The sequence below is a fragment of the Streptomyces sp. NRRL F-5630 genome (assembly GCF_000719475.1).
In the GTDB taxonomy this organism is placed as follows: domain Bacteria; phylum Actinomycetota; class Actinomycetes; order Streptomycetales; family Streptomycetaceae; genus Streptomyces.
Genome location: NZ_JOGO01000074.1, coordinates 1 through 17,945 on the forward strand (window position 1 = coordinate 1; position 17,945 = coordinate 17,945).

17 protein-coding genes are annotated in these 17,945 nt (G+C 76.1%); 11 read left to right on the plus strand and 6 right to left on the minus strand.

Annotation, left to right across the window (positions count from 1 at the left end; translation table 11 throughout):
- Nucleotides 1–433: 433 nt before the first annotated feature.
- Entirely contained in the window at nt 434–1,036 is a 603-nt protein-coding gene (locus tag IF99_RS0125325; RefSeq protein ID WP_030999700.1) for a TetR/AcrR family transcriptional regulator, read from the plus strand.
- 137 nt (nt 1,037–1,173) lie between these two features.
- On the plus strand, nt 1,174–1,332 hold the full coding sequence (locus tag IF99_RS34485) for a hypothetical protein (protein ID WP_199806561.1): 159 nt from the start codon (nt 1,174–1,176) through the stop codon (nt 1,330–1,332).
- Between the two features lie 281 nt (nt 1,333–1,613).
- On the opposite strand, the gene IF99_RS0125335 is transcribed toward IF99_RS34485, so the two are convergent.
- Entirely contained in the window at nt 1,614–2,411 is a 798-nt protein-coding gene (locus IF99_RS0125335; protein ID WP_030999702.1) for a phosphatase, read from the minus strand.
- Nucleotides 2,412–2,824: 413 nt separating this feature from the next.
- On the opposite strand from IF99_RS0125335, the gene IF99_RS0125340 reads away from it, so the two are divergent.
- The 4 genes from IF99_RS0125340 (at nt 2,825) to IF99_RS0125355 (ending at nt 7,521) form a co-directional block, all read left to right on the plus strand.
- Complete coding sequence (locus IF99_RS0125340; protein WP_030999704.1) at nt 2,825–3,718, plus strand: NAD-dependent epimerase/dehydratase family protein; 894 nt, start codon at nt 2,825–2,827, stop codon at nt 3,716–3,718.
- A gap of 186 nt (nt 3,719–3,904) precedes the next feature.
- Nucleotides 3,905–4,891, plus strand: a complete 987-nt coding sequence (speB, locus tag IF99_RS0125345) for an agmatinase (protein ID WP_030999706.1) — start codon at nt 3,905–3,907, stop codon at nt 4,889–4,891.
- Between the two features lie 96 nt (nt 4,892–4,987).
- Nucleotides 4,988–6,664 (plus strand): thiamine pyrophosphate-binding protein, encoded by a 1,677-nt coding sequence (locus tag IF99_RS0125350; RefSeq protein ID WP_030999708.1) that lies wholly within the window; start codon nt 4,988–4,990, stop codon nt 6,662–6,664.
- A 104-nt stretch (nt 6,665–6,768) separates the two neighbouring features.
- Nucleotides 6,769–7,521: a VOC family protein gene (locus IF99_RS0125355; RefSeq protein ID WP_030999710.1), complete on the plus strand. Its 753-nt coding sequence runs from the start codon at nt 6,769–6,771 to the stop codon at nt 7,519–7,521.
- 41 nt (nt 7,522–7,562) lie between these two features.
- Here IF99_RS0125355 and IF99_RS0125360 read toward each other — a convergent pair whose 3' ends face one another.
- The gene (locus tag IF99_RS0125360) at nt 7,563–9,113 is read right to left on the minus strand and encodes a hypothetical protein (RefSeq protein ID WP_030999712.1); all 1,551 of its coding nucleotides are present in this window, start codon (nt 9,111–9,113) and stop codon (nt 7,563–7,565) included.
- A gap of 113 nt (nt 9,114–9,226) precedes the next feature.
- Between IF99_RS0125360 and IF99_RS0125365 the strand changes: the two genes are divergently transcribed.
- Together IF99_RS0125365 and IF99_RS31160 are read left to right on the plus strand one after the other, a co-directional pair.
- A complete protein-coding gene (locus tag IF99_RS0125365) occupies nt 9,227–10,669 on the plus strand; it encodes a molybdopterin-dependent oxidoreductase (protein WP_030999714.1) in 1,443 nt (480 codons plus the stop codon).
- A 2-nt stretch (nt 10,670–10,671) separates the two neighbouring features.
- Nucleotides 10,672–11,136: a hypothetical protein gene (locus IF99_RS31160; protein ID WP_037827579.1), complete on the plus strand. Its 465-nt coding sequence runs from the start codon at nt 10,672–10,674 to the stop codon at nt 11,134–11,136.
- Here the strand turns inward: IF99_RS31160 and IF99_RS0125370 are convergent.
- From IF99_RS0125370 to IF99_RS0125380, 3 genes are read right to left on the minus strand one after another with little or no spacing between them, the layout of a single operon-like run.
- Nucleotides 11,025–11,756 (minus strand): class I SAM-dependent methyltransferase, encoded by a 732-nt coding sequence (locus IF99_RS0125370; protein WP_037827580.1) that lies wholly within the window; start codon nt 11,754–11,756, stop codon nt 11,025–11,027. The genes IF99_RS31160 and IF99_RS0125370 overlap by 112 nt on opposite strands.
- Nucleotides 11,753–12,373, minus strand: a complete 621-nt coding sequence (locus IF99_RS0125375) for a TIGR04282 family arsenosugar biosynthesis glycosyltransferase (protein ID WP_030999716.1) — start codon at nt 12,371–12,373, stop codon at nt 11,753–11,755. The genes IF99_RS0125370 and IF99_RS0125375 overlap by 4 nt, the downstream gene beginning before the upstream one ends.
- Nucleotides 12,370–13,059: a glycosyltransferase family 2 protein gene (locus IF99_RS0125380; RefSeq protein ID WP_030999718.1), complete on the minus strand. Its 690-nt coding sequence runs from the start codon at nt 13,057–13,059 to the stop codon at nt 12,370–12,372. Before IF99_RS0125380 ends, IF99_RS0125375 begins: the two co-directional genes overlap by 4 nt.
- A gap of 122 nt (nt 13,060–13,181) precedes the next feature.
- Between IF99_RS0125380 and IF99_RS0125385 the strand changes: the two genes are divergently transcribed.
- Together IF99_RS0125385 and IF99_RS0125390 are read left to right on the plus strand one after the other, a co-directional pair.
- On the plus strand, nt 13,182–13,949 hold the full coding sequence (locus tag IF99_RS0125385) for a response regulator transcription factor (RefSeq protein ID WP_030999720.1): 768 nt from the start codon (nt 13,182–13,184) through the stop codon (nt 13,947–13,949).
- Nucleotides 13,942–15,051: a sensor histidine kinase gene (locus IF99_RS0125390; RefSeq protein ID WP_030999729.1), complete on the plus strand. Its 1,110-nt coding sequence runs from the start codon at nt 13,942–13,944 to the stop codon at nt 15,049–15,051. The genes IF99_RS0125385 and IF99_RS0125390 overlap by 8 nt, the downstream gene beginning before the upstream one ends.
- A 93-nt stretch (nt 15,052–15,144) precedes the next feature.
- On the opposite strand, the gene IF99_RS0125395 is transcribed toward IF99_RS0125390, so the two are convergent.
- Entirely contained in the window at nt 15,145–16,143 is a 999-nt protein-coding gene (locus IF99_RS0125395) for an NAD-dependent epimerase/dehydratase family protein (protein WP_030999731.1), read from the minus strand.
- 274 nt (nt 16,144–16,417) lie between these two features.
- On the opposite strand from IF99_RS0125395, the gene IF99_RS0125400 reads away from it, so the two are divergent.
- Nucleotides 16,418–17,827: a S53 family peptidase gene (locus tag IF99_RS0125400; RefSeq protein WP_030999732.1), complete on the plus strand. Its 1,410-nt coding sequence runs from the start codon at nt 16,418–16,420 to the stop codon at nt 17,825–17,827.
- The last annotated feature ends 118 nt before the right edge of the window (nt 17,828–17,945 follow it).

The window sequence follows — 17,945 nt, forward strand, 5'->3', positions numbered from 1 at the left end:
GGGGTGGTGTGGGCGGTGGGGGTGGTGGCGGGGGTGCTCATGGCTGTGCCTTTCGGGTGGTGGGCTGGTGGGGCGGTGCGAGCGTGAACCGGTGCGGTGAGGGAGAACGTTCGGTCTACTCGGGTGCTAGGGGTAGAGGTGTTCGGCCTTCCTGGCGGAGGTTGTCGGGAAGGGTTCGGGTTCGGGTTAGGCGAGCTTGTGAGGTGTGAGGGAGAACGTTCGGTCCGCTTGGGTGGTGCGTCGTGGGGGTCTCGGCCTGGCGTGCGGGTGCGGGTGCGGGCTCCAGTCGCGGCTGGAGCAAGTAGGGGGGAACGTTCGGTCTCGCTACTTTCGGCGTGAGGGAGAACGTTCGGTCTCATGCTCATCCAAGGCCCAGAGCCCGCTCCTGTCAAGACCGAACGTTCTCCCTCACCCTTTTGGTACGCTCGCCCACATGAGTCGGGCTACAGGTGTTACGGGAGGCGGCGGCGCCTCGGGTGGTACGTCGGAGGCGCGGGCGCGGCTGCTCGACACGGCGACCGGGATCTTCTACGCGGAGGGCATTCACTCCGTTGGTGTCGACCGGATCACCGCTGAGGCCCAGGTGACCCGGGCGACGCTCTACCGGCACTTCTCCGGCAAGGAGGAGCTCGTTCTCGCGTATCTCGCCGGGGCGGACAGCGGGATCAGGGCGCAGGTGGCGGGGGCGCGGGCCGGGGCGGATACGCCGGTCGGACAGGTGCGGGCGATTGCCAGGTCGATCGTGGAGGGTATCCGGTCGCCGGGCTTCCGGGGGTGTGCGTTCCTCAACGCGGTCGCTGAGTACCCGGATCCCGCTCATCCCATTCACCAGGCTGTGCTGGCCCACCGGAAGTGGTTCCTGGACACGGTCACGGAGCTGCTGGCGAAGGCGGGTTGTCTGCCGGCCGATGAGGCGGGGCGGCATCTTGTGATGTTGCGCGACGGGGCCATGACGGCGGGCTGTCTCGGCGAACCGGAGCGGGTGGGGGAGACGTTCCTCGGCGGGGTCGAGGGAATTCTGCGCGCCGGTTTGTGACCGTTCGGCGGCGGGGCGACCGCTTGGCGATCCGTGGGGTTCCTGTCCCTCCTCTCGTGCCCGGCGGCCCCCGTGCCCCTGACGTCGCCGGGCACGCGCGGACGTCGCCGGGCACGCGCGCCGCGAGGGAGGTCTCCGTGCTGGGGCCCATTGCCCTCCCCGCCGACCGCACGCGCCGGCGCGGTACGCGAGCTGGCCGGGGCGGCGGCCCCGCGCGGCTCACGGACGTGCTGCTCGTGCTCACGGTGCTGGGCGGGGTCAACCTCACGGTGCGGGGCGGGGTCAACGTGCTCTGACCAGTCACGTGGTGGCGCGGACGCCGGGAACGACGCCGCGAGCGGGTACGGGCCGAGCGGCCGGGGGCCTGACGGGACGAGGAGCGGGGCGGTTAGCGGGGCGGCTCGGGGGCCCGGCGGTGGTCCGGCGCGGGGGCTCGGCGGACCGGGTGCGGAGGCCGGACGAGCCCGGTACGGGCGCCCCCTTCGGCCTGCTGGGCCCCGCGTACCCCGGCGGCTCGGGGCACCCCCGCCCCGCCCCGCCCCGCCCTGCCCCACCCCGGCGCACCCTCCCCGGGGCCTCAGAACCCCCGGTCCGCCCCCGGCAGTCCCGCCGTGTGCAGGAGGTACGCCGTCATCGGCTCGTAGAAGCGCGGGTCGGTCACGTGGTCGTCGAGCGGGACCGTGACCCGCATCGTGCCTTCCAGCTCGCCGATGAAGAGGGCCGGGTCGTTGCAGTCCGCGTAGCCGATGGAGTCGATCCCGCGCTGGCCGGCGCGGCCCGCCCAGCCGTGGTCGGCGACGACGAGGCCGGGGAGCGGCTCGCCCCCGCGCTCCAGGCCGTCGAGGATCGCGTCCATCGGGGCGGGGGAGTGGGTGTGCCACAGGCTCGCCCCGGCCTCGTAGACGGCGACGTCCGCGAACTGCACGACGAAGCCGTCGTCGGCGCGCAGGCCGCCCGGGATGCGGACGATGTCGCAGCCCGCCTCGCGCAGCGCCTGCGCGGTACGGCGGTGCAGGTCCAGGAGGGCGCCGGGGTGCCCGGTCGCGACGAGGACGCGTTCGCCGGCGTCGGCCGCCTCGCGCAGGCGGGCCGCCATGCGGTCCAGGCCCGCGAGGGTCAGATCGGGGTCGATCGTGTCCTGGCCCTGGCGGTGGCCGGGGTCGTCGTTCACGCCGCAGCGCTCCGCCATCACGGCGAGGACGTCCTGCTCGTCGGTCCAGCGGTCGCCCAGCTCCAGGCCCAGCCACCAGTTGCGCTTGCCGTTGGCGAGGTGGCGGTAGTGGGCGAGGTTGTTCTCGCGCGGGGTGGCGACGTCCCCGGTGATACGGGTCTCTATGAGGTGCTGGCGCAGGGCGGCGCGGCTCGGTATGGGCATGGGGCCCATTCTGCCGTGACCGCCGCCCGTTGGCCGGGGCACGGCTCCGCGCTTGTGCGTCCGAGGGGGAAGGGTTCGTGTCCAGCGTCTTGATCTGCCGCCTCTCGCGCCCGGCTGTCAGCGGCTTCGAGCGGGATTCCGCTGACCGGCGCGGGGGTGGTGGTACGCCACGGGACGGCGGCACCGGCTCGTGACGCCAACCTCGCGCCGGGCGCTGCCTGAGCCGCGCACCACCCCGGCCGGTCAGCGTCTCCCCGCGACCACGCCCCGGACCCCGCGCCACGACCGCCGGGGGTGCGACTCGCCCATGGCGGCGGCACTGAGCATGGTGATACCCGTGAAGGGGCGCCCCCCACGGCGGCCGGTCGGCGGAGGCCCCCGGCACAGAGCACACCGCACTCAGGAGTACCAAGGTGACCGAAGAACACGAGGCCCCGCACGGCCGCACGGTGCTGGTGACCGGCGCCATCGGGGACATCGGCCGCGTCGTCGTCGCCGACCTGCTCGCCCACGGGTACCGCGTCGTCGGCGCCGATCTGCGCGCCCCCGAGGGGGAGACCGGCTGCGCGGCCTTCGTCGCGGGGAACCTCGCCGACGCGGAGACGATGAGCGGGGTCTACGACACGCTCGGAGCGACGGCCGGTGAGGAGGGCGTCGCCGGTGTCGTCCACCTCGCCGCGTACCCGGCCCCCGGCATCGTCCCCGAGGACGAGACGCTGCGCGGCAACGTCCTCGCCGCGTACCTCGTCCTCCAGGAGGCCGGGCGGCGCGGCGTCGGCCGCGTCGTCGCCGCCTCCAGCCTCTCGGCGCTCGGGCTCGCCTGGGCGGACCGCGAACTGCACCCGGCGTACGTCCCGGTCGACGAGGAGCACCCCAACCTCACGGTCGACTCCTACGGCCTCTCCAAGGTCATGTCCGAGGAGGCCGCCGCCTTCACGACGCGCCGCTTCGGCACCGCGACCGTGATGCTCCGCTTCCCTTTCGTCGGCATGGGCGAGCGCCTGGCGAAGCGCCTCGCGGGCACCCACCGGGACCCGGGCTCGGCGCGGCGCGAGCTGTGGGGCTGGCTCCACACCGAGGACGCGGCGGCCGCCGTGCGCGCGGCCCTCACCGCGCCGCTCACGGGGCATCACGTCGTCAACGTCGCGGCGCCCGACACCGAGGCCCTGGAGCCGAGCCGCGACCTGCTCGCGGCGTACCACCCCGAGGCGGAGATCCGCGGGGAGTTCGGCGGGCACGACACCTTCTTCGCCACGCGGCGGATGCGGGACGTCCTCGGCTTCACGCCGGAGCACACCTGGCGCTGAACCCTCCCGCGCACGGGCACGGCCGCCCCCTGCCGCGAAGGGCCCCGCCTCGCGCCGAGGCGGGGCCCTTCGCCGCGCCGGGCCCTCGCGGCCACCGGGGCGGAGCGGCTCCGTACGCCCCCGTTACAGTCGATGGCACGCCCCCCGATGACGCGGGGCGGTCACCTGACCAGCGAAGAGGCATCCATGAACGACCGCATCCGGCCGCCCGCCGACGCTCCCCGCGGCCCTGTCGACTCCTCGCGCGTCCCGCGGTACGCGGGCCCCGCGACGTTCGCGCGTCTGCCGCGCGTGGACGAGGTCGCCCGCACCGAGGTCGCCGTCGTGGGTGTCCCCTTCGACTCCGGTGTCTCCTACCGCCCCGGCGCCCGCTTCGGGGGCAACGCGATCCGCGAGGCGTCCCGCCTCCTGCGCCCCTACAACCCCGCCCAGGACGCCTCGCCCTTCGCCCTCGCCCAGGTCGCCGACGCCGGTGACATAGCCGTCAACCCCTTCGACATCGACGAGGCCGTCGAGACCGTCCAGCACGAGGCCGGCCGCCTCCTGGACACCGGCGCCCGCCTGATGACCCTCGGCGGCGACCACACCGTCGCCCTCCCCCTCCTGCGCGCCGTCGCCGAGCGCCACGGCCCCGTCGCCCTCCTCCACTTCGACGCGCACCTCGACACCTGGGACACCTACTTCGGCGCCGCCTACACCCACGGCACCCCCTTCCGCCGCGCCGTCGAGGAAGGCATCCTCGACACCTCCGCCCTCTCCCACGTCGGCACCCGCGGCCCCCTCTACGGCAAGCAGGACCTGACCGACGACGCCAAGATGGGCTTCGGCATCGTCACCGCGGCCGACGTCATGCGCCGCGGCACCGACGAGATCACCGACCAGCTCCGCCAGCGCATCGGCGACCGCCCCCTCTACGTCTCCGTCGACATCGACGTCCTCGACCCCGCCCACGCCCCCGGCACCGGCACCCCCGAAGCGGGCGGACTCACCTCCCGCGAACTCCTGGAGATCCTCCGCGGCCTCGCCGGCTGCCACCTCGTCTCCGCCGACCTGGTCGAGGTCGCCCCCGCCTACGACCACGCCGAGATCACCGCCGTCGCCGCCTCCCACACCGCCTACGAACTCACCACCCTCATGAGCCGCCACATCGCCGCCGCACGAGACGCGGACTGAGCCGCGGCGACGGTACGGGCACGGAGCCGCCCGCCCCGCACCGCCCTCTCCCCGTGCCGTCGCCCCCGTACCGCAGCACTCCGGAAGGACCCCGCGTTGAGCCACGACCACGACCTCGTCCTGCGCCCCACCGAGGCCCAGACGCGCGCGGCGCTCGACCCGCCCGCCGGGCGGACCGGCGGGGACCTCGTCGTGGAGACCCTGCACGGACTCGGCGCGACGACCGTTTTCGGGCTCCCCGGGCAGCACGCGCTCGCGCTCTTCGACGCGGTGCGCCGCTCCTCGCTCGCCTACGTCGGGCTGCGCGTCGAGAACAACGCGGCCTTCGCGGCGGACGGCTACGGGCGGATCACGGGTGAGGCGGCGCCGCTCCTGCTCTCGACGGGCCCCGGCGCGCTCACCTCGCTCTCCGCCCTCCAGGAGGCGGCCGCCTCCAGCTCGCCCGTCCTCGCGATCTGCTCGCAGGTCCCGGCCGCCGGGCTGGGCGGCGGGCGCCACGGCTACCTGCACGAACTGCGCGACCAGCAGGCGTCGGTGCGGGACCTCGTGAAGTCCGTGCACGTCGTGCGCGCCGCCTCGCAGATCCCCTCGGCGATCGCCGCCGCGTGGGAGTCCGCGCTGAGCGCCCCGCACGGCCCGGTGTGGGTCGAGATCCCGCAGGACGTCCTCGCCGCCGAGACCCTGCTCCCCGAGGTCAACGCCCCCGACGCGCTGCCCGAGCCCCTCGTGCCGCGTCCCGAGCTGACCGCGCTCGCCGCCGACTGGCTCGCGCACGCCGAGCGCCCCGTCGTGCTCGCGGGCGGCGGGGTCGTGAGGGCCGACGCGGCGGGCAAACTCCTGGCGCTCGCCGAACGGCTGGACCTGCCGGTGGTGACGACGTACGGCGGCAAGGGCGCCTTCCCCTGGGAGCACCCCCTGTCCGGCCAGTCCTGGATGGAGGACCGCCACACGACGGAGTTCCTCGCGGACGCGGACGTGCTGCTGGTCGTCGGCTCGGGCCTCGGTGAACTCTCCTCGCACTACCACTCGTTGGCGCCGCGCGGCCGGATCGTGCAGATCGAGGCCGACCTCGGGAAGCTGGAGGCCAACCACCGCGCCCTCGGCATCCACGCGGACGCCCGCCTGGCCCTCCAGGCCCTCCTGGAGACGGCCCAGCCCCGCGAGGACCCCGGGGCGCGCACCCGCGTGGCGGAGCTGCTGCGGAAGATCCGGGCCCGGCTGGACGCGCAGGACCTGGCCCTGGAACGCGGGCTGCTCACCACGATCCGTGCCGCGCTCCCCGACGATTCCCCCAGCTTCTGGGACATGACGATCCTCGGCTACTGGGCCTGGGCGGGCTTCGACCCCCGCCGCCCCGGCACGATGCACACGGCCCAGGGCGCGGGCGGCCTCGGCCTCGCCTTCCCCGCCGCGCTGGGCGCGGCGGTCGCCGACCCGGCCCGCCCGGTCCTCGCGGTCTCGGGCGACGGCGGCGCGATGTACTCCCTGGCCGAACTGGCGACCGCCCGCCAGCACGGCCTCCCGGTCACCTGGCTCGTGGTGGACGACGGCGGCTACGGCATCCTGCGCGAGTACCTGACCGGCGCGTACGGCGAAGCGGTCGGCACGGAACTGTCCCGCCCGGACTTCGTCGCCCTGGCCGAGTCCTTCGGCGTCCACGCGGTGGCCACGACGGCCGCGAACCTGGGCACGGACCTGGCGGAGGCGTTGGGAAGCGGGGAACCGAGGGTGGTCGTGCTGCGGGAGCGGGTGCGGATGTTCGGGGAGAGCTGAGGACACCGGTGGCCCGGGCCCCGCGCCCGGTGCGGCCCTGGCGGCAGGGGCACCGGAGGCGAAAGGCGGTGGCCCGGCGCGGCCCTGCCCTCTAGGCTCCCCGCATGGCGCTCCGACTCGTGCAGGTGAACCTCAAGGCTCGCGACGACGTGGCGCTCGGGCGCTTCTGGGCGTCGGCGCTCGGATGGCGGACGGGCAGCGAGGGCCCCGGGGTCACCAACCTCGAACCCCACGGCTTCGAGTGGCCCGGCCCGGAGGCCCTGTGCCTCGATCTCGTGCGCGTACCGGACCCCGAGACCGTCGACTACCGAGTCCACCTGGACCTCGCCGCCCACTCGCTCGCGCATCAGCGAGAAATCGTCGCGCGCCTGACGGCACGCGGCGCGACCCCGGTGGACATCGGCCAGGGCGAGGTGCCGTGGACGGTGATGGCGGACCCCGAGGGCAACGTCTTCTGCGTGCTGGAGCCCCGGGAGTCGTACCGGGGCACCGGCTCGGTCGCCGCCGTCGTCGTGGACTGCGCCGACCCGCACGCGCTCGCGGCCTTCTGGGGCGAGGCGGTGGGCTGGAAGGTCCACGAGACCCGCGAGGACCTCGTGCGTCTGCGCGCCCCCGAGAACGTGGGCCCGTTCCTGGAGTTCTACCGCCAGGCACCCGGCACGACCCCTCTGCGCCACCGCCTCCACCTCGACGCCCTCCCGCTGCCGGGGCACGACCAGGGGGCCGAGATCGCCCGCCTCGAAAGCCTCGGCGCCCGCACGGTGGACGTGGGCCAGGGCGCGGTGCCGTGGCAGCCCATGGCGGACCCGGAGGGCAACGAGTTCTGCGTGCTCGGGGGCGGCGCCGGGGCGAAGTGACGTGAAGGCGGACGGCTTCCCGCGCGGTCCTCGCCGTTCCCTCACCAGGACGTCAGCAGCAGGTGGTTGAGGAGCAGCGCGAGGACCGCCTGTGCCGTGAGCCAGAGCCGTGGCCGGGACAGGAGGGCGGCGGCCGGGAGGAGCCAGACGGCGAAGGGGAGCCAGATGCGTTCCGTCTCGGCCTTGCTCATGCCGGACAGGTCGGCCGCGAGGAGCGCCACGAGGGCGGCGCAGACAAGGAACGCGAGGCGCGCGTGCGGGGCGGCTCCCGCGCCCGCCCCTGCCCGGGGCACCGTCTCCACCCCCGGGTCCGTCCGGGGGACCGTCCCGACCCCTGTCCCCGCCCGGGGCGCGGTCTCCCCTCCCGCGCCCGCCGGGACCGCTGCCTCGCCCCCCGTGCCCGGCGGGGGCACTGTCCCCGCCCCGGGGACCACCGGCGTCCCCGGCCCGCCCTCGGGCGCCGGTCGCGCACGGCGGGCGCGCAGGGCCTCCCTGGCGCTCCGGACCAGTTCCGCGACGGAGCGGCGCAGGCCCGCGACCGTCGCGAGGCCCACGACGAGGACGGTGCAGGCCAGGTTGGCCCACACGAAGTAGCCGTAGGGGCGTTTGCCGCCCGCGCCCTGGTAGTAGCGCTCGACCAGGAGGTGGTACGCCTCCCACCAGTTGAAGCCGAGCGCCGTGAACACGAGGGGGACGACCGCGAGCCCGGCGAGCAGGTACAGGAGCAGCACCGGCTTGCGGCGCACCTGGTGGCGGCCGAGCAGGAGCACCGCGCAGCCGATGACGGCGAACAGAGTCAGCCCGTACGAGAGATAGAGGGTGAGGCCGAAGAGCAGCCCGGAACCGGCGGCCCAGCCGGGGGAGCGGCCCGTGACGGCGAGGGCCAGGAGGGCCACGGCCCAGGCGGCGACGGCGGCGAACCAGCCGTCCGCCGAGACGCCCACCCACACGGCGGCGGGCGCGAGGACGAGGAAGAGGGCCGCGCGCCGTGCCGTCTCCTCGCCCGCGAGCGCCCGTACCGCGACCAGTACGGCGGCCCCCGCCGAGGCGCCGAGGACGATGCACCACATGCCCGCCCAGCCACCGCCCCCGAGCCCCACGCGGTCGAGCAGGACGAAGGTCACCGTCGCCGCCGGAGGGTGCCCGGCGGTGTGCGGGGGCCAGTGCTGCGGGGAGCCGAGGAGGATGTGCCGCGTGAAGTCCCTGAGCGCGGCCGGGATGTCCTGGAAGCGGTCGATGACCCGCAGGTACTCGTAACGGGAGGTCAGGCGCTCGGCGATGCCCCGGTGCCAGCCGTCGACCCAGGCGAGCGAGAAGGTCCACGCGGTCGCGGCGGCCCACACCGCGAGGAGCAGGGCCCGCCACGGCAGCCGGGACACGAGCGGCGGCCCGTACAGGACGACGGCGGCGGCCACCAGGAGCGCCGCCGGGGTGCCCGGCCCCACGTGGGGCTCCCACCGCGCGTAGAGCGGCGGCCAGTCCACGAAGAGGTTGTCGTGGTCCGCCCTGAGGTGGCGCCCGATCAGGGCGGCGGCCACGACGAGGAGGGCGGCGCCCAGGACGGCGGGGAGATCGTGTCTGCTGCGGTGCACGTCCCGACGCTAGGCCGCCTGAGCCGCCTTCCCTCGCTCCCGGCGGGGGATGTCAGCGTTTCGTCATGGGTCGTAGCCCTGTCGGCGGGGTCCCGGCGGCCTACGGTCCTGCCATGCGCGTTCCCTCCCGGCTGCTGCCCTCCGCCCCCGGCTTCTGGCGCAGTCCCCTGCGCGGGCCGTGGTTCACCTCGGTCCTGGGCCTCGTCCTGCTCCTCGGCGTCACCGTCCTGTTCGTCACGGGCCTGCTGTCGTACGCGGCGTACAACCCGGGGCTCGGGGGCGTCAACGACCGGACACCCGACAAGGGGCTGCTCGGCTTCTACCTCTTCGACTGGCCGACCGACCCGCACTGGCTCTACCGGCTCACCCAGGGGGTCCATGTCACGCTCGGCGTGACCCTGATCCCGGTGCTGCTCGCCAAGCTGTGGTCCGTCGTGCCGAAGCTCTTCGCGCTCCCGCCGGTCCGCTCCCTCGCGCACGCCCTCGAACGGATCACGATCCTCCTGCTCGTCGGCGGCGGCCTGTTCGAGTTCACGACCGGTGTGCTGAACGTGCAGCTCGACTACCTCTTCCCCGGCTCCTTCTACCCCCTGCACTTCTACGGGGCGTGGCTCTTCTTCGCCGCGTTCCTCCTGCACGCCGCCCTGCGGGTCCCCCTCGCCGTCCGCACGGTGCGCCGGGCCCGCGCCCAGGGGAAGCTGCTCGCACCGGCGGACGAGCCGCGGACCGGCGCACCGGCGGCGAGCGGGACGCGGGAGGCGGGAGTCCACCGGGACCCGGAGCCGGGCCGCCGTGGGGAGGCCGGGGCCCAGCGGGGCGGGCCGGGTCCCCGCGAGGAGGCCGGGGCCCACGCGGCCCGGGAACCCGCGCCCCTCCCGGCCGGGGGGCCCGTCGCCCGTGAGGCGGACGACCTCGTCCCCACCCACCCCGACGCGCCGACCGTCTCGCGGCGCGGCGCGCTGTGGTCCGTCGCGGGCGGCTCGCTCCTCCTCCTGGCCACCACGGCCGGGCAGAGCATCGGCGGGCCCCTGCGCCGCACCGCCCTCCTCGCGCCGCACGGCGGCGAGGACCCCGGCAGCGGCCCCGGCGCCTTCCAGATCAACAAGACCGCCGCCTACGCCGGGATCACCACCGCCCGCACCCGCGAGGACACCTGGCGCCTCGAACTCACCGGCCGCGCCGGTACGTTCCGGCTCCGCCGCGACGAGGTGCGGGCCCTGCCGCAGTACGGTGCCGCCCTGCCCATCGCCTGCGTCGAGGGCTGGTCCACGTCCGACCAGCACTGGCGCGGGCCGCGACTGCGCGACCTCGCCGCGCTCGCGGGCGAGAAGGAGCCGGTGGACGTGTACGTGGAATCGCTCCAGGTCCACGGCACCTTCCGGCACGCCTGGCTGCGCGCCAACCAGGTCGCCGACCCGCGCTCCCTGCTGGCCCTGGAGGTCAACGGGGCGGACCTGACGCCCGACCACGGCTACCCGGCGCGGGTCATCGTGCCCGCCGCCCCCGGGGTGCTCAACACGAAATGGGTCACCCGCATGACCTTCGGAAGGCCGTGACGATGCGCCGACCCACGCTGCCGCCCCTCGGCCGGCCGCTGCCCCTCCTGCTCACGCTCTGCTCGCTCGCGGTGAGCGCGTACGCCGCCGTGCGGCTCCTCTCCGGGGACTGGCTCGGCGTCGCGCTGTGGATCGTGGGCGCCGCCCTCCTCCACGACCTCGTCCTCGTCCCGCTCTACACCACCGCCGACCGGCTCCTCGTCCGCCCGTTCGCCGCCACGGGACACCGGACGTGGGCGGGTCACGTCCGCGTGCCCGCCGCGCTGTCCCTGCTCCTGCTCCTCGTGTGGTTCCCGCTCATCAGCGGGCGGGTGGACGCGCGGTTCCGCGCCCTGACGGGCCGTTCGACGGACGGCTACCTCGCCCACTGGCTGCTGATCACGGCCGCCCTGTTCGCCGTCTCGGCGGTGCTGTTCGTGGTGCGGGTGCGCAGGAGGGCGAAGCACCGCCCGTCCACCGACCACTGACCGCCCGGGCGCAGCCCCGCGCGCGCCGCGTACCGCAGGAGCGCGGGGGAGCCGACCCGCGCCCACGCGAAGGGACGCCCCGGCGCGCCGGTCAGGGCGCCCCGGGTGTCCACCACCTGGACCTCGGCGCGCTCGTCCACGTCCCCGGGCGCGGTCTCGGCGATCAGCAGGCCGCCCGGGGCGAGCAGCTCGGCCACCCGCTCCAGGAGCACGGCAGGGCGGCCGCCGATGCCGATGTTGCCGTCCATCAGCAGGACCGTGTCCCAGCGGCCCTCGCCCGGCAGCGGCTCGAAGACGGAGCCGCACACCGCCCGGCCGCCGAGCCGCCCGGTGTGGGCGACGGCGGCCTCGCTCACGTCGACGCCGAGCACCGGGCGGCCCCGCGCGGCCAGTTCCGCGACGAGGCGGCCCGGCCCGCAGCCCACGTCGAGCACCCGCCCCTCGCACCGGTCGAGCACCGTGCGGTCGGCCCGGTCGGCCGCCGCGCACCAGCGCTCCACCTCCAGTGGCAGCAGCCATCCGTCGGCCCGGCGCAGGAACAGCGGGCCCCGTCCGGCGCGCAGCGCGGCGGCGTACGGGTCCGAGGCGGCCCAGGCGGCGGGCGCGGCGGGGGCGCTCACGCGGGGACCGCCGGGGCGCAGGAGGCGAGCCGGGCCGCGAAGCGGCTGCGGGGCGCCTCCCCGGCGACGGCGTGCGCGTCGGCGGCGGTGTCGACATCGCGCAACGGCGGCAGGTCCCGTACGCGCAGCCCGGCGGCGAGGAGGCGCGCGCGCAGCACGGCGCCCGTCGTCGCCGTGGACATGGGCACCCCGTGCAGCAGCGCGGCGGGGGCGGGGGAGGCCAGGCCGAGCGCCCAGAAGCCGCCGTCGGGGGCGGGCCCGAGGACGGCCTCGCCCGGCGCGAGGCGCACGTCCAGCAGGGCGGGGGTCACCTGCGGGGTGTCCATGCCGATCAGGAGCGCGGGGCCCGCGCACGCCGCGAACGCCGCGGCGAGCCGCTCGTCCAGGCCGCCCGCGCACTGCGGGACGACGTCGAAGCCGGACGGCAGCCACGGGCCGGGGGCACCGTCGAGGACGAGGACGCGCCGCGTCGCGGGGGCCGCGGCGACGGTGTGCAGCGTGTCGGCGAGGGACGCCTCGGCGAGCGCGGCGGCCTGGGCGGGGGTGAACGGCGGCGTCAGCCGCGTCTTGACCCGGCCCGCGCGCGGTTCCTTGGCGATCACGAGGAGCGTCGTCACCGTCCGGCCCCTTCCCCCGCCACGTCCTCGGCAAGGACCCGGCGCATGTCCTGGACCGCGTGCCACGTACCGCGCCAGGTGCCCGTCACCTTCGAGGCGCCCGTGCGCGGCAGGTAGGGCACGTCGTGCTCCCGCACCCGCCAGCCCGCGTCGGAGGCCCGGACCACCATCTGCAGCGGGTAGCCGCTGCGCCGGTCGGTGAGGGCGAGCGCGAGCAGCGCCTCGCGCCGGGCGGCGCGCAGCGGGCCGAGGTCGCGCAGCCGCAGCCCGGTCCTGCGGCGCAGCAGCCGGGACAGCGCCAGGTTCCCCACCCGCGCGTGGGCCGGCCAGGCGCCGCGTGCGGTGGGCCGCCGCCTGCCGAGCACGAGATCCGCCTCCCCGGCGACGATCTCGCGGACGAAGGGGACGAGCAGCCCGGGATCGAGCGAGGCGTCGCAGTCGCAGAAGCAGACGATGTCGGCGCTCGCCGCCCGCAGCCCCGCGTGGCACGCGGCGCCGAAGCCGCGCACCGGCTCCCGCACCACGTACGCCCCCCGTTCCTCCGCGATCCGCGCGGAACCGTCGCGCGAACCGTTGTCGACGACGATCGCGCGCCAGCCGGGAGGCACGCGCCCGAGCACCCAGGGAAGTGCCTCGGCCTCGTCGAGGCAGGGCAGGACGATGTCAACGGTCGTGGGAGTGGTCACGTCCCCAGCCTACGAACGCGAAAGGGGCATAACGGGCGCCCCGTCTTACGAAACGCGGACGTCCGGCCCCCGGCGGACGAGGGCACGGACCGTCCCGGGCGGCGCGGTGTCACGCTGGGGCCATGCAGCAGCCGTACGAGAGCACCGGGGCGGCGGACACCGGCGCCCCGCCCCACGTCCTGGTCGTCGACGACGACCCGACGGTGGCCGAGGTGGTGACCGGTTATCTGCGCCGCGCCGGTTGCACCGTGGACCACGCGGGCGACGGGCCGAGCGCCCTCGCCCGCGCGCACACGCGCCGGCCCGACCTCGTCGTCCTGGACCTGATGCTGCCCGGCATGGACGGACTGGAGGTCTGCCGCCGGATACGCGCGCGGAACCCCGTGCCCGTCATCATGCTCACCGCGCGCGGCGACGAGGACGACCGCGTCCTCGGCCTGGAGCGGGGCGCCGACGACTACGTCACCAAGCCGTTCAGCCCCCGCGAACTGGTCCTGCGCGTCGCGTCGGTGCTGCGCCGCACCCGCCCCGACCCGGTGGCGGACCCCGTGCGCGTCGGCCGTCTCGCCCTCGACCCCGCAGCCCGGCTCGCGAGCCGCGACGGCATCCCGCTGTCGCTGACGCTGCGCGAGTTCGACCTCCTGGCCTTCTTCCTGCGCCACCCGGGACGCGCCTACAGCCGCGAGGAGTTGATGCGCGAGGTCTGGGGCTGGGAGTTCGGCGACCTGTCCACCGTGACCGTCCACATCCGCCGCCTGCGCGCGAAGATCGAGGACGACCCGGCCGCCCCGCAGGCGATCCGGACGGTGTGGGGCGTCGGTTACCGCTTCGAGGCATCCGAGGACGACGGGGGCGACGAGGGCGACGGGGGCGTGGACGGACATGCGTGACACGCTCCTCATCGCGCTCTACGCCCTCCTGGGCGCCGCCGGGGCGGGGCTGGCCGGGGCGGGCGTGCTGCGGCTCCTGCGCCGTCGCTCGCTGGTCACCTCGCTCGCCGTGGTCTCCGGCGTGAGCGTCGTCGCGATGCTCGCGGGGACCCTCACCGTGGCCTGGGCGATGTTCCTGTCGCCGCACGACCTGAGCGTCGTGACGACGGTGGTGGCGATGGCGGCCGTCGTCTCGCTCGCCACCGCGCTGCTCCTGGGCCGCTGGGTCGTCGCGAGCAGCCACGCGCTCGCCCGCGCGACCCGCTCCTTCGGCGACGGGGACGGTTTCCGTGCCCCGGACGTGCCCGCCGCCGCCGAACTGGAGGCCCTCAGCAGGGAACTGGCCGTCACCGGCGAGAAGCTCGCCGCCTCGGCGGCCAGGGAACGCGGACTGGAGGCGTCACGGCGCGAACTGGTCGCCTGGATCTCGCACGACCTGCGTACCCCGCTCGCGGGACTGCGCGCCATGGCGGAGGCGCTGGAGGACGGGGTGGCCGCCGACCCCGCGCGCTACCTGACCCGGATCAGGACGGAGGTCGAGCGGCTCGACGGCATGGTCGGCGACCTCTTCGCGCTCTCCCGCATCCACGCCGGCGCGCTGCCCCTGAACCCCGCGCGCATGTCGCTGTACGACCTCGTCGGCGACGCCCTCGCGGGCGTGGACCCGCTCGCCCGCGAGCACGGGGTCCGGCTGGTCGGCGAAGGGGTCGAGGCGGTGCCGGTGGTGGTGGACGGCAAGGAGATGAGCCGGGTGCTCGCCAACCTCCTCGTCAACGCCATCCGCCGCACCCCGCCGGACGGCACCGTCGCGGTCGCCACGGCACGGCACGAGGACGGCGTGGTGCTCTCGGTCTCGGACGGCTGCGGCGGCATCCCCGCCCAGGACATCGAGCGGGTCTTCGACACGGGCTGGCGCGGTGAGCACGCGCGGACACCGCCGGGCGGGGCGGGCCTCGGCCTCGCCATCGTGCGCGGGATCGTGGAGGCGCACCAGGGACGCGCCTCGGTGCGCAACATCCCCGGCGGCTGCCGCTTCGAAGTCACGCTCCCGCACGCGCCGTAGGACCCGCGCGCCGTAGGACCCGCGCGTCGTAGGACCCGCGCGTCGTGGGACCCGTGCGCCGTAGGACCCGCGCGTCGTGGGACCTGTGGCCCGTCACCTGACGGCGGCGTCGGCCGCGAACTCCCGCATCCCCTCGGCGAAGCCGGTCTCCGCCTTCCAGCCCAGACCGGCGCGCGCCCGCGAGGAGTCCGCGGTGATGTGCCGGACGTCCCCGAGGCGGTACTCGCCCGTGACGACCGGCTCCGGGCCCCCGCACGCCTCGGCCAGGGCGCGGGCCAGCTCGCCCACCGTGTGCGGCGTCCCGCTGCCCGCGTTGTACGCGGTGAGCGCCCCGGCCTCCGCGTCGGCCTCCAGCGCCGCCACGTTGGCCGCCGCCACGTCCCGTACGTGCACGAAGTCGCGCCGCTGGCGCCCGTCCTCGAAGACGCGGGGCGCCCGGCCCGCCGCGAGGGCCGAGCGGAAGAAGGAGGCGACGCCCGCGTACGGGGTGTCGCGGGGCATCCGGGGGCCGTACACGTTGTGGTAGCGCAGCGAGAGGGCCGCGCCGCCCGTGGCGCGGGCCCAGGCCGCCGCCAGGTGCTCCTGCGCGAGCTTCGTCGCCGCGTACACGTTGCGCGGGTCGGCGGGAGCGTCCTCGGCGACGAGCCCCGGCTCCAGCGGGGCCCCGCACACGGGGCACGGCGGCTCGAAGCGGCCCGCGTCGAGCGCGGCGACCGCGCGCGGCCCCGGCCGCACGGCCCCGTGGCGCGGGCACGTGTACCGGCCCTCGCCGTAGATCACCATCGACCCGGCGAGCACGAGGCGGCGGACACCGCGTCCGGCCATGGCGGCGACGAGCACGGCGGTGCCGAGGTCGTTGCGCCCGGCGTACTCGGCCGCGTCCCGCACCCCGTCGCCGAGCCCCACCATGGCCGCCTGGTGGCAGACCGCGTCGACGCCCGCGAGCGCCTCCGCGACGGCGTCCGCGTCGCGGACGTCGTGCCCCGGGTGCTCGCGCACGTCGAAGACGACGGGCTCGTGCCCGCGCGCCGCGAGCGCTTCGACGACGTGGGACCCGATGAACCCGGCACCGCCGGTGACCAGTACACGCATACGCCCACGCTAGGGCGGACGGCACCGCGCGGGGGCGGCACCTGCGGGGACGTCAGCACCTCGTAAGAACCTCGCCCGCGAGCCCGTCGCGGGCGCGCCCCGGGGGACGCCCCCTCACCCCGCCGGAGTCCCCCGGGTGGCGCAACGCCCGCACCCGGGGGAGGGTGGTCGCGCACCCCGATCCCGCCCGGTGCCGCCCCCTCCGGGCGGTACGGGCGCGGGCGCGCCCCCTGACGGGGACGCCGGTTTGCCGTACGCCTGGGAGGACCGCCCCGTGCCCCGTACGACTCGCAGCGCCGCCGCCCGTCCGCGTGACGACCGGCCGGCCCGTACCCCCACCCGCGCCCCCGTCCGCCTCGCCGCCGCCCTCCTCGCGTCCGTCCTCGCCCTCACCGGCTGCCAGACCGTCGCCGGGACGGAGGCAGCGCGGCGGGCGCGCGCCGCGATGGCCACCACACCCGAACCGGGGGCGACCGCCACCGCCGAGGCCCGCGAAGCGTGCGTGCGGGCGACGGGGAGCGGCTGCTACACCTTCACGCAACTGCGGAAGCTGTACGGGACGAAGGCGCTCAACGACGGCGGCAACGACGGGGCCGGGACGACCGTCGCCGCGCTCGGCGTCGTCGGCTCCCCGCGTCTGGCGGCCGACCTGCGGCAGTTCAGCCGCGCGCTCGCTCTCCCGGCCCCCCACCTGAAGGTCGTACGGCACAAGCCCCCGGACGGCGCCAAGGCCGCCCCGTTCGACGAGGACAACGCCGGGATGCTCGCCACCGCGCGCGAGGCCACCCTCGACATGGAGGCCCTGCACGCCATGGCCCCGCGCGCCGACCTCGTCTACCACCAGGTGGACCTGCCGGAGGTCGACGCGGACGGCGTCCTCGACGCGCGCGCCGCCGACGCGCTCGCCACCGCGATGCGCACCGTGCTCAGCGAGCGGCGCCCCGACGTCCTCTCGCTCAGCTTCGTCATGTCCGAGCGCGGCGACAGCGCGGAGCAGGTCGCCGCGCTCGCGCGCGAGCTGCGCCCCGTGCTCGCCGAGGCCACGCGCGCCGGGACGACCGTCGTCGCCGCGAGCGGGGACGACGGCGCCTCGCCGGGCGCGGCCCAGGCCGCCCAGCTCGGCGCGAAGCCCGTGCGCGGGGTCGCCTGGCCCGCCTCCGACCCCTCCGTGACCGCCGTCGGCGGCACCCGCGTCACGCTCGACGAGGCGGGGCACCGCCGCTGCGCCGACACCGTGTGGAACGACAGGGGCGGCGCCCCCGGGGGCGGCACCTCGGTGCTCATGCGCAGGCCGCGCTACCAGGACGGGGTACGGAAGGTGACCGGCGCCCGGCGGGGCGTCCCCGACATCTCGCTCACCGCCTCAGCCGCCGGGTCCACCATGGTCTGGTTCACGCGCGGCGGTCGCGGCGCCTGGGTGCCCATGCTCGGCACGAGCCTCGCCGCGCCCCTCTTCGGCGGCATCGTCGCGCTCGCCGCGCAGCGCGCGGGCCACGGCCTGGGCACGGTCAACCCCGCGCTCTACCGGCTGGGCCGGGACGGCGGCGTCCGCGACGTCACGACGGGCGACAACGCCACGGAGGGCACGACCGGCTACCGGGCGGCGCGCGGCTACGACCTCGCGAGCGGCCTCGGCACGGTGGACGCGGGCAAGCTCGTCCCCGCCCTCGCCAAGCCCGACTGAGCCCGCCGAGCCCGGCGCACCACCCCGGCCGGGCCCCGCGTCCCCTCATCGCCGGGCCCCGCACACCCCCTGTCCCGCACCCCGCGCGCCCCCTCCGCGCGCCCCCTGCCGCATTGCG

Bases quoted from the DNA above. Each gene is read 5' to 3' on its own strand.
- IF99_RS31160 (WP_037827579.1), top strand. From the start codon at position 10,672: ATGCGCCGACCCACGCTGCCGCCCCTCGGCCGGCCGCTGCCCCTCCTG.
- IF99_RS0125355 (WP_030999710.1), top strand. From the start codon at position 6,769: ATGGCGCTCCGACTCGTGCAGGTGAACCTCAAGGCTCGCGACGACGTG.
- IF99_RS0125385 (WP_030999720.1), top strand. From the start codon at position 13,182: ATGCAGCAGCCGTACGAGAGCACCGGGGCGGCGGACACCGGCGCCCCG.
- speB (WP_030999706.1), top strand. From the start codon at position 3,905: ATGAACGACCGCATCCGGCCGCCCGCCGACGCTCCCCGCGGCCCTGTC.
- IF99_RS0125335 (WP_030999702.1), bottom strand. From the start codon at position 2,411: ATGCCCATACCGAGCCGCGCCGCCCTGCGCCAGCACCTCATAGAGACC.
- IF99_RS0125390 (WP_030999729.1), top strand. From the start codon at position 13,942: ATGCGTGACACGCTCCTCATCGCGCTCTACGCCCTCCTGGGCGCCGCC.
- IF99_RS0125395 (WP_030999731.1), bottom strand. From the start codon at position 16,143: ATGCGTGTACTGGTCACCGGCGGTGCCGGGTTCATCGGGTCCCACGTC.
- IF99_RS0125325 (WP_030999700.1), top strand. From the start codon at position 434: ATGAGTCGGGCTACAGGTGTTACGGGAGGCGGCGGCGCCTCGGGTGGT.
- IF99_RS0125365 (WP_030999714.1), top strand. From the start codon at position 9,227: ATGCGCGTTCCCTCCCGGCTGCTGCCCTCCGCCCCCGGCTTCTGGCGC.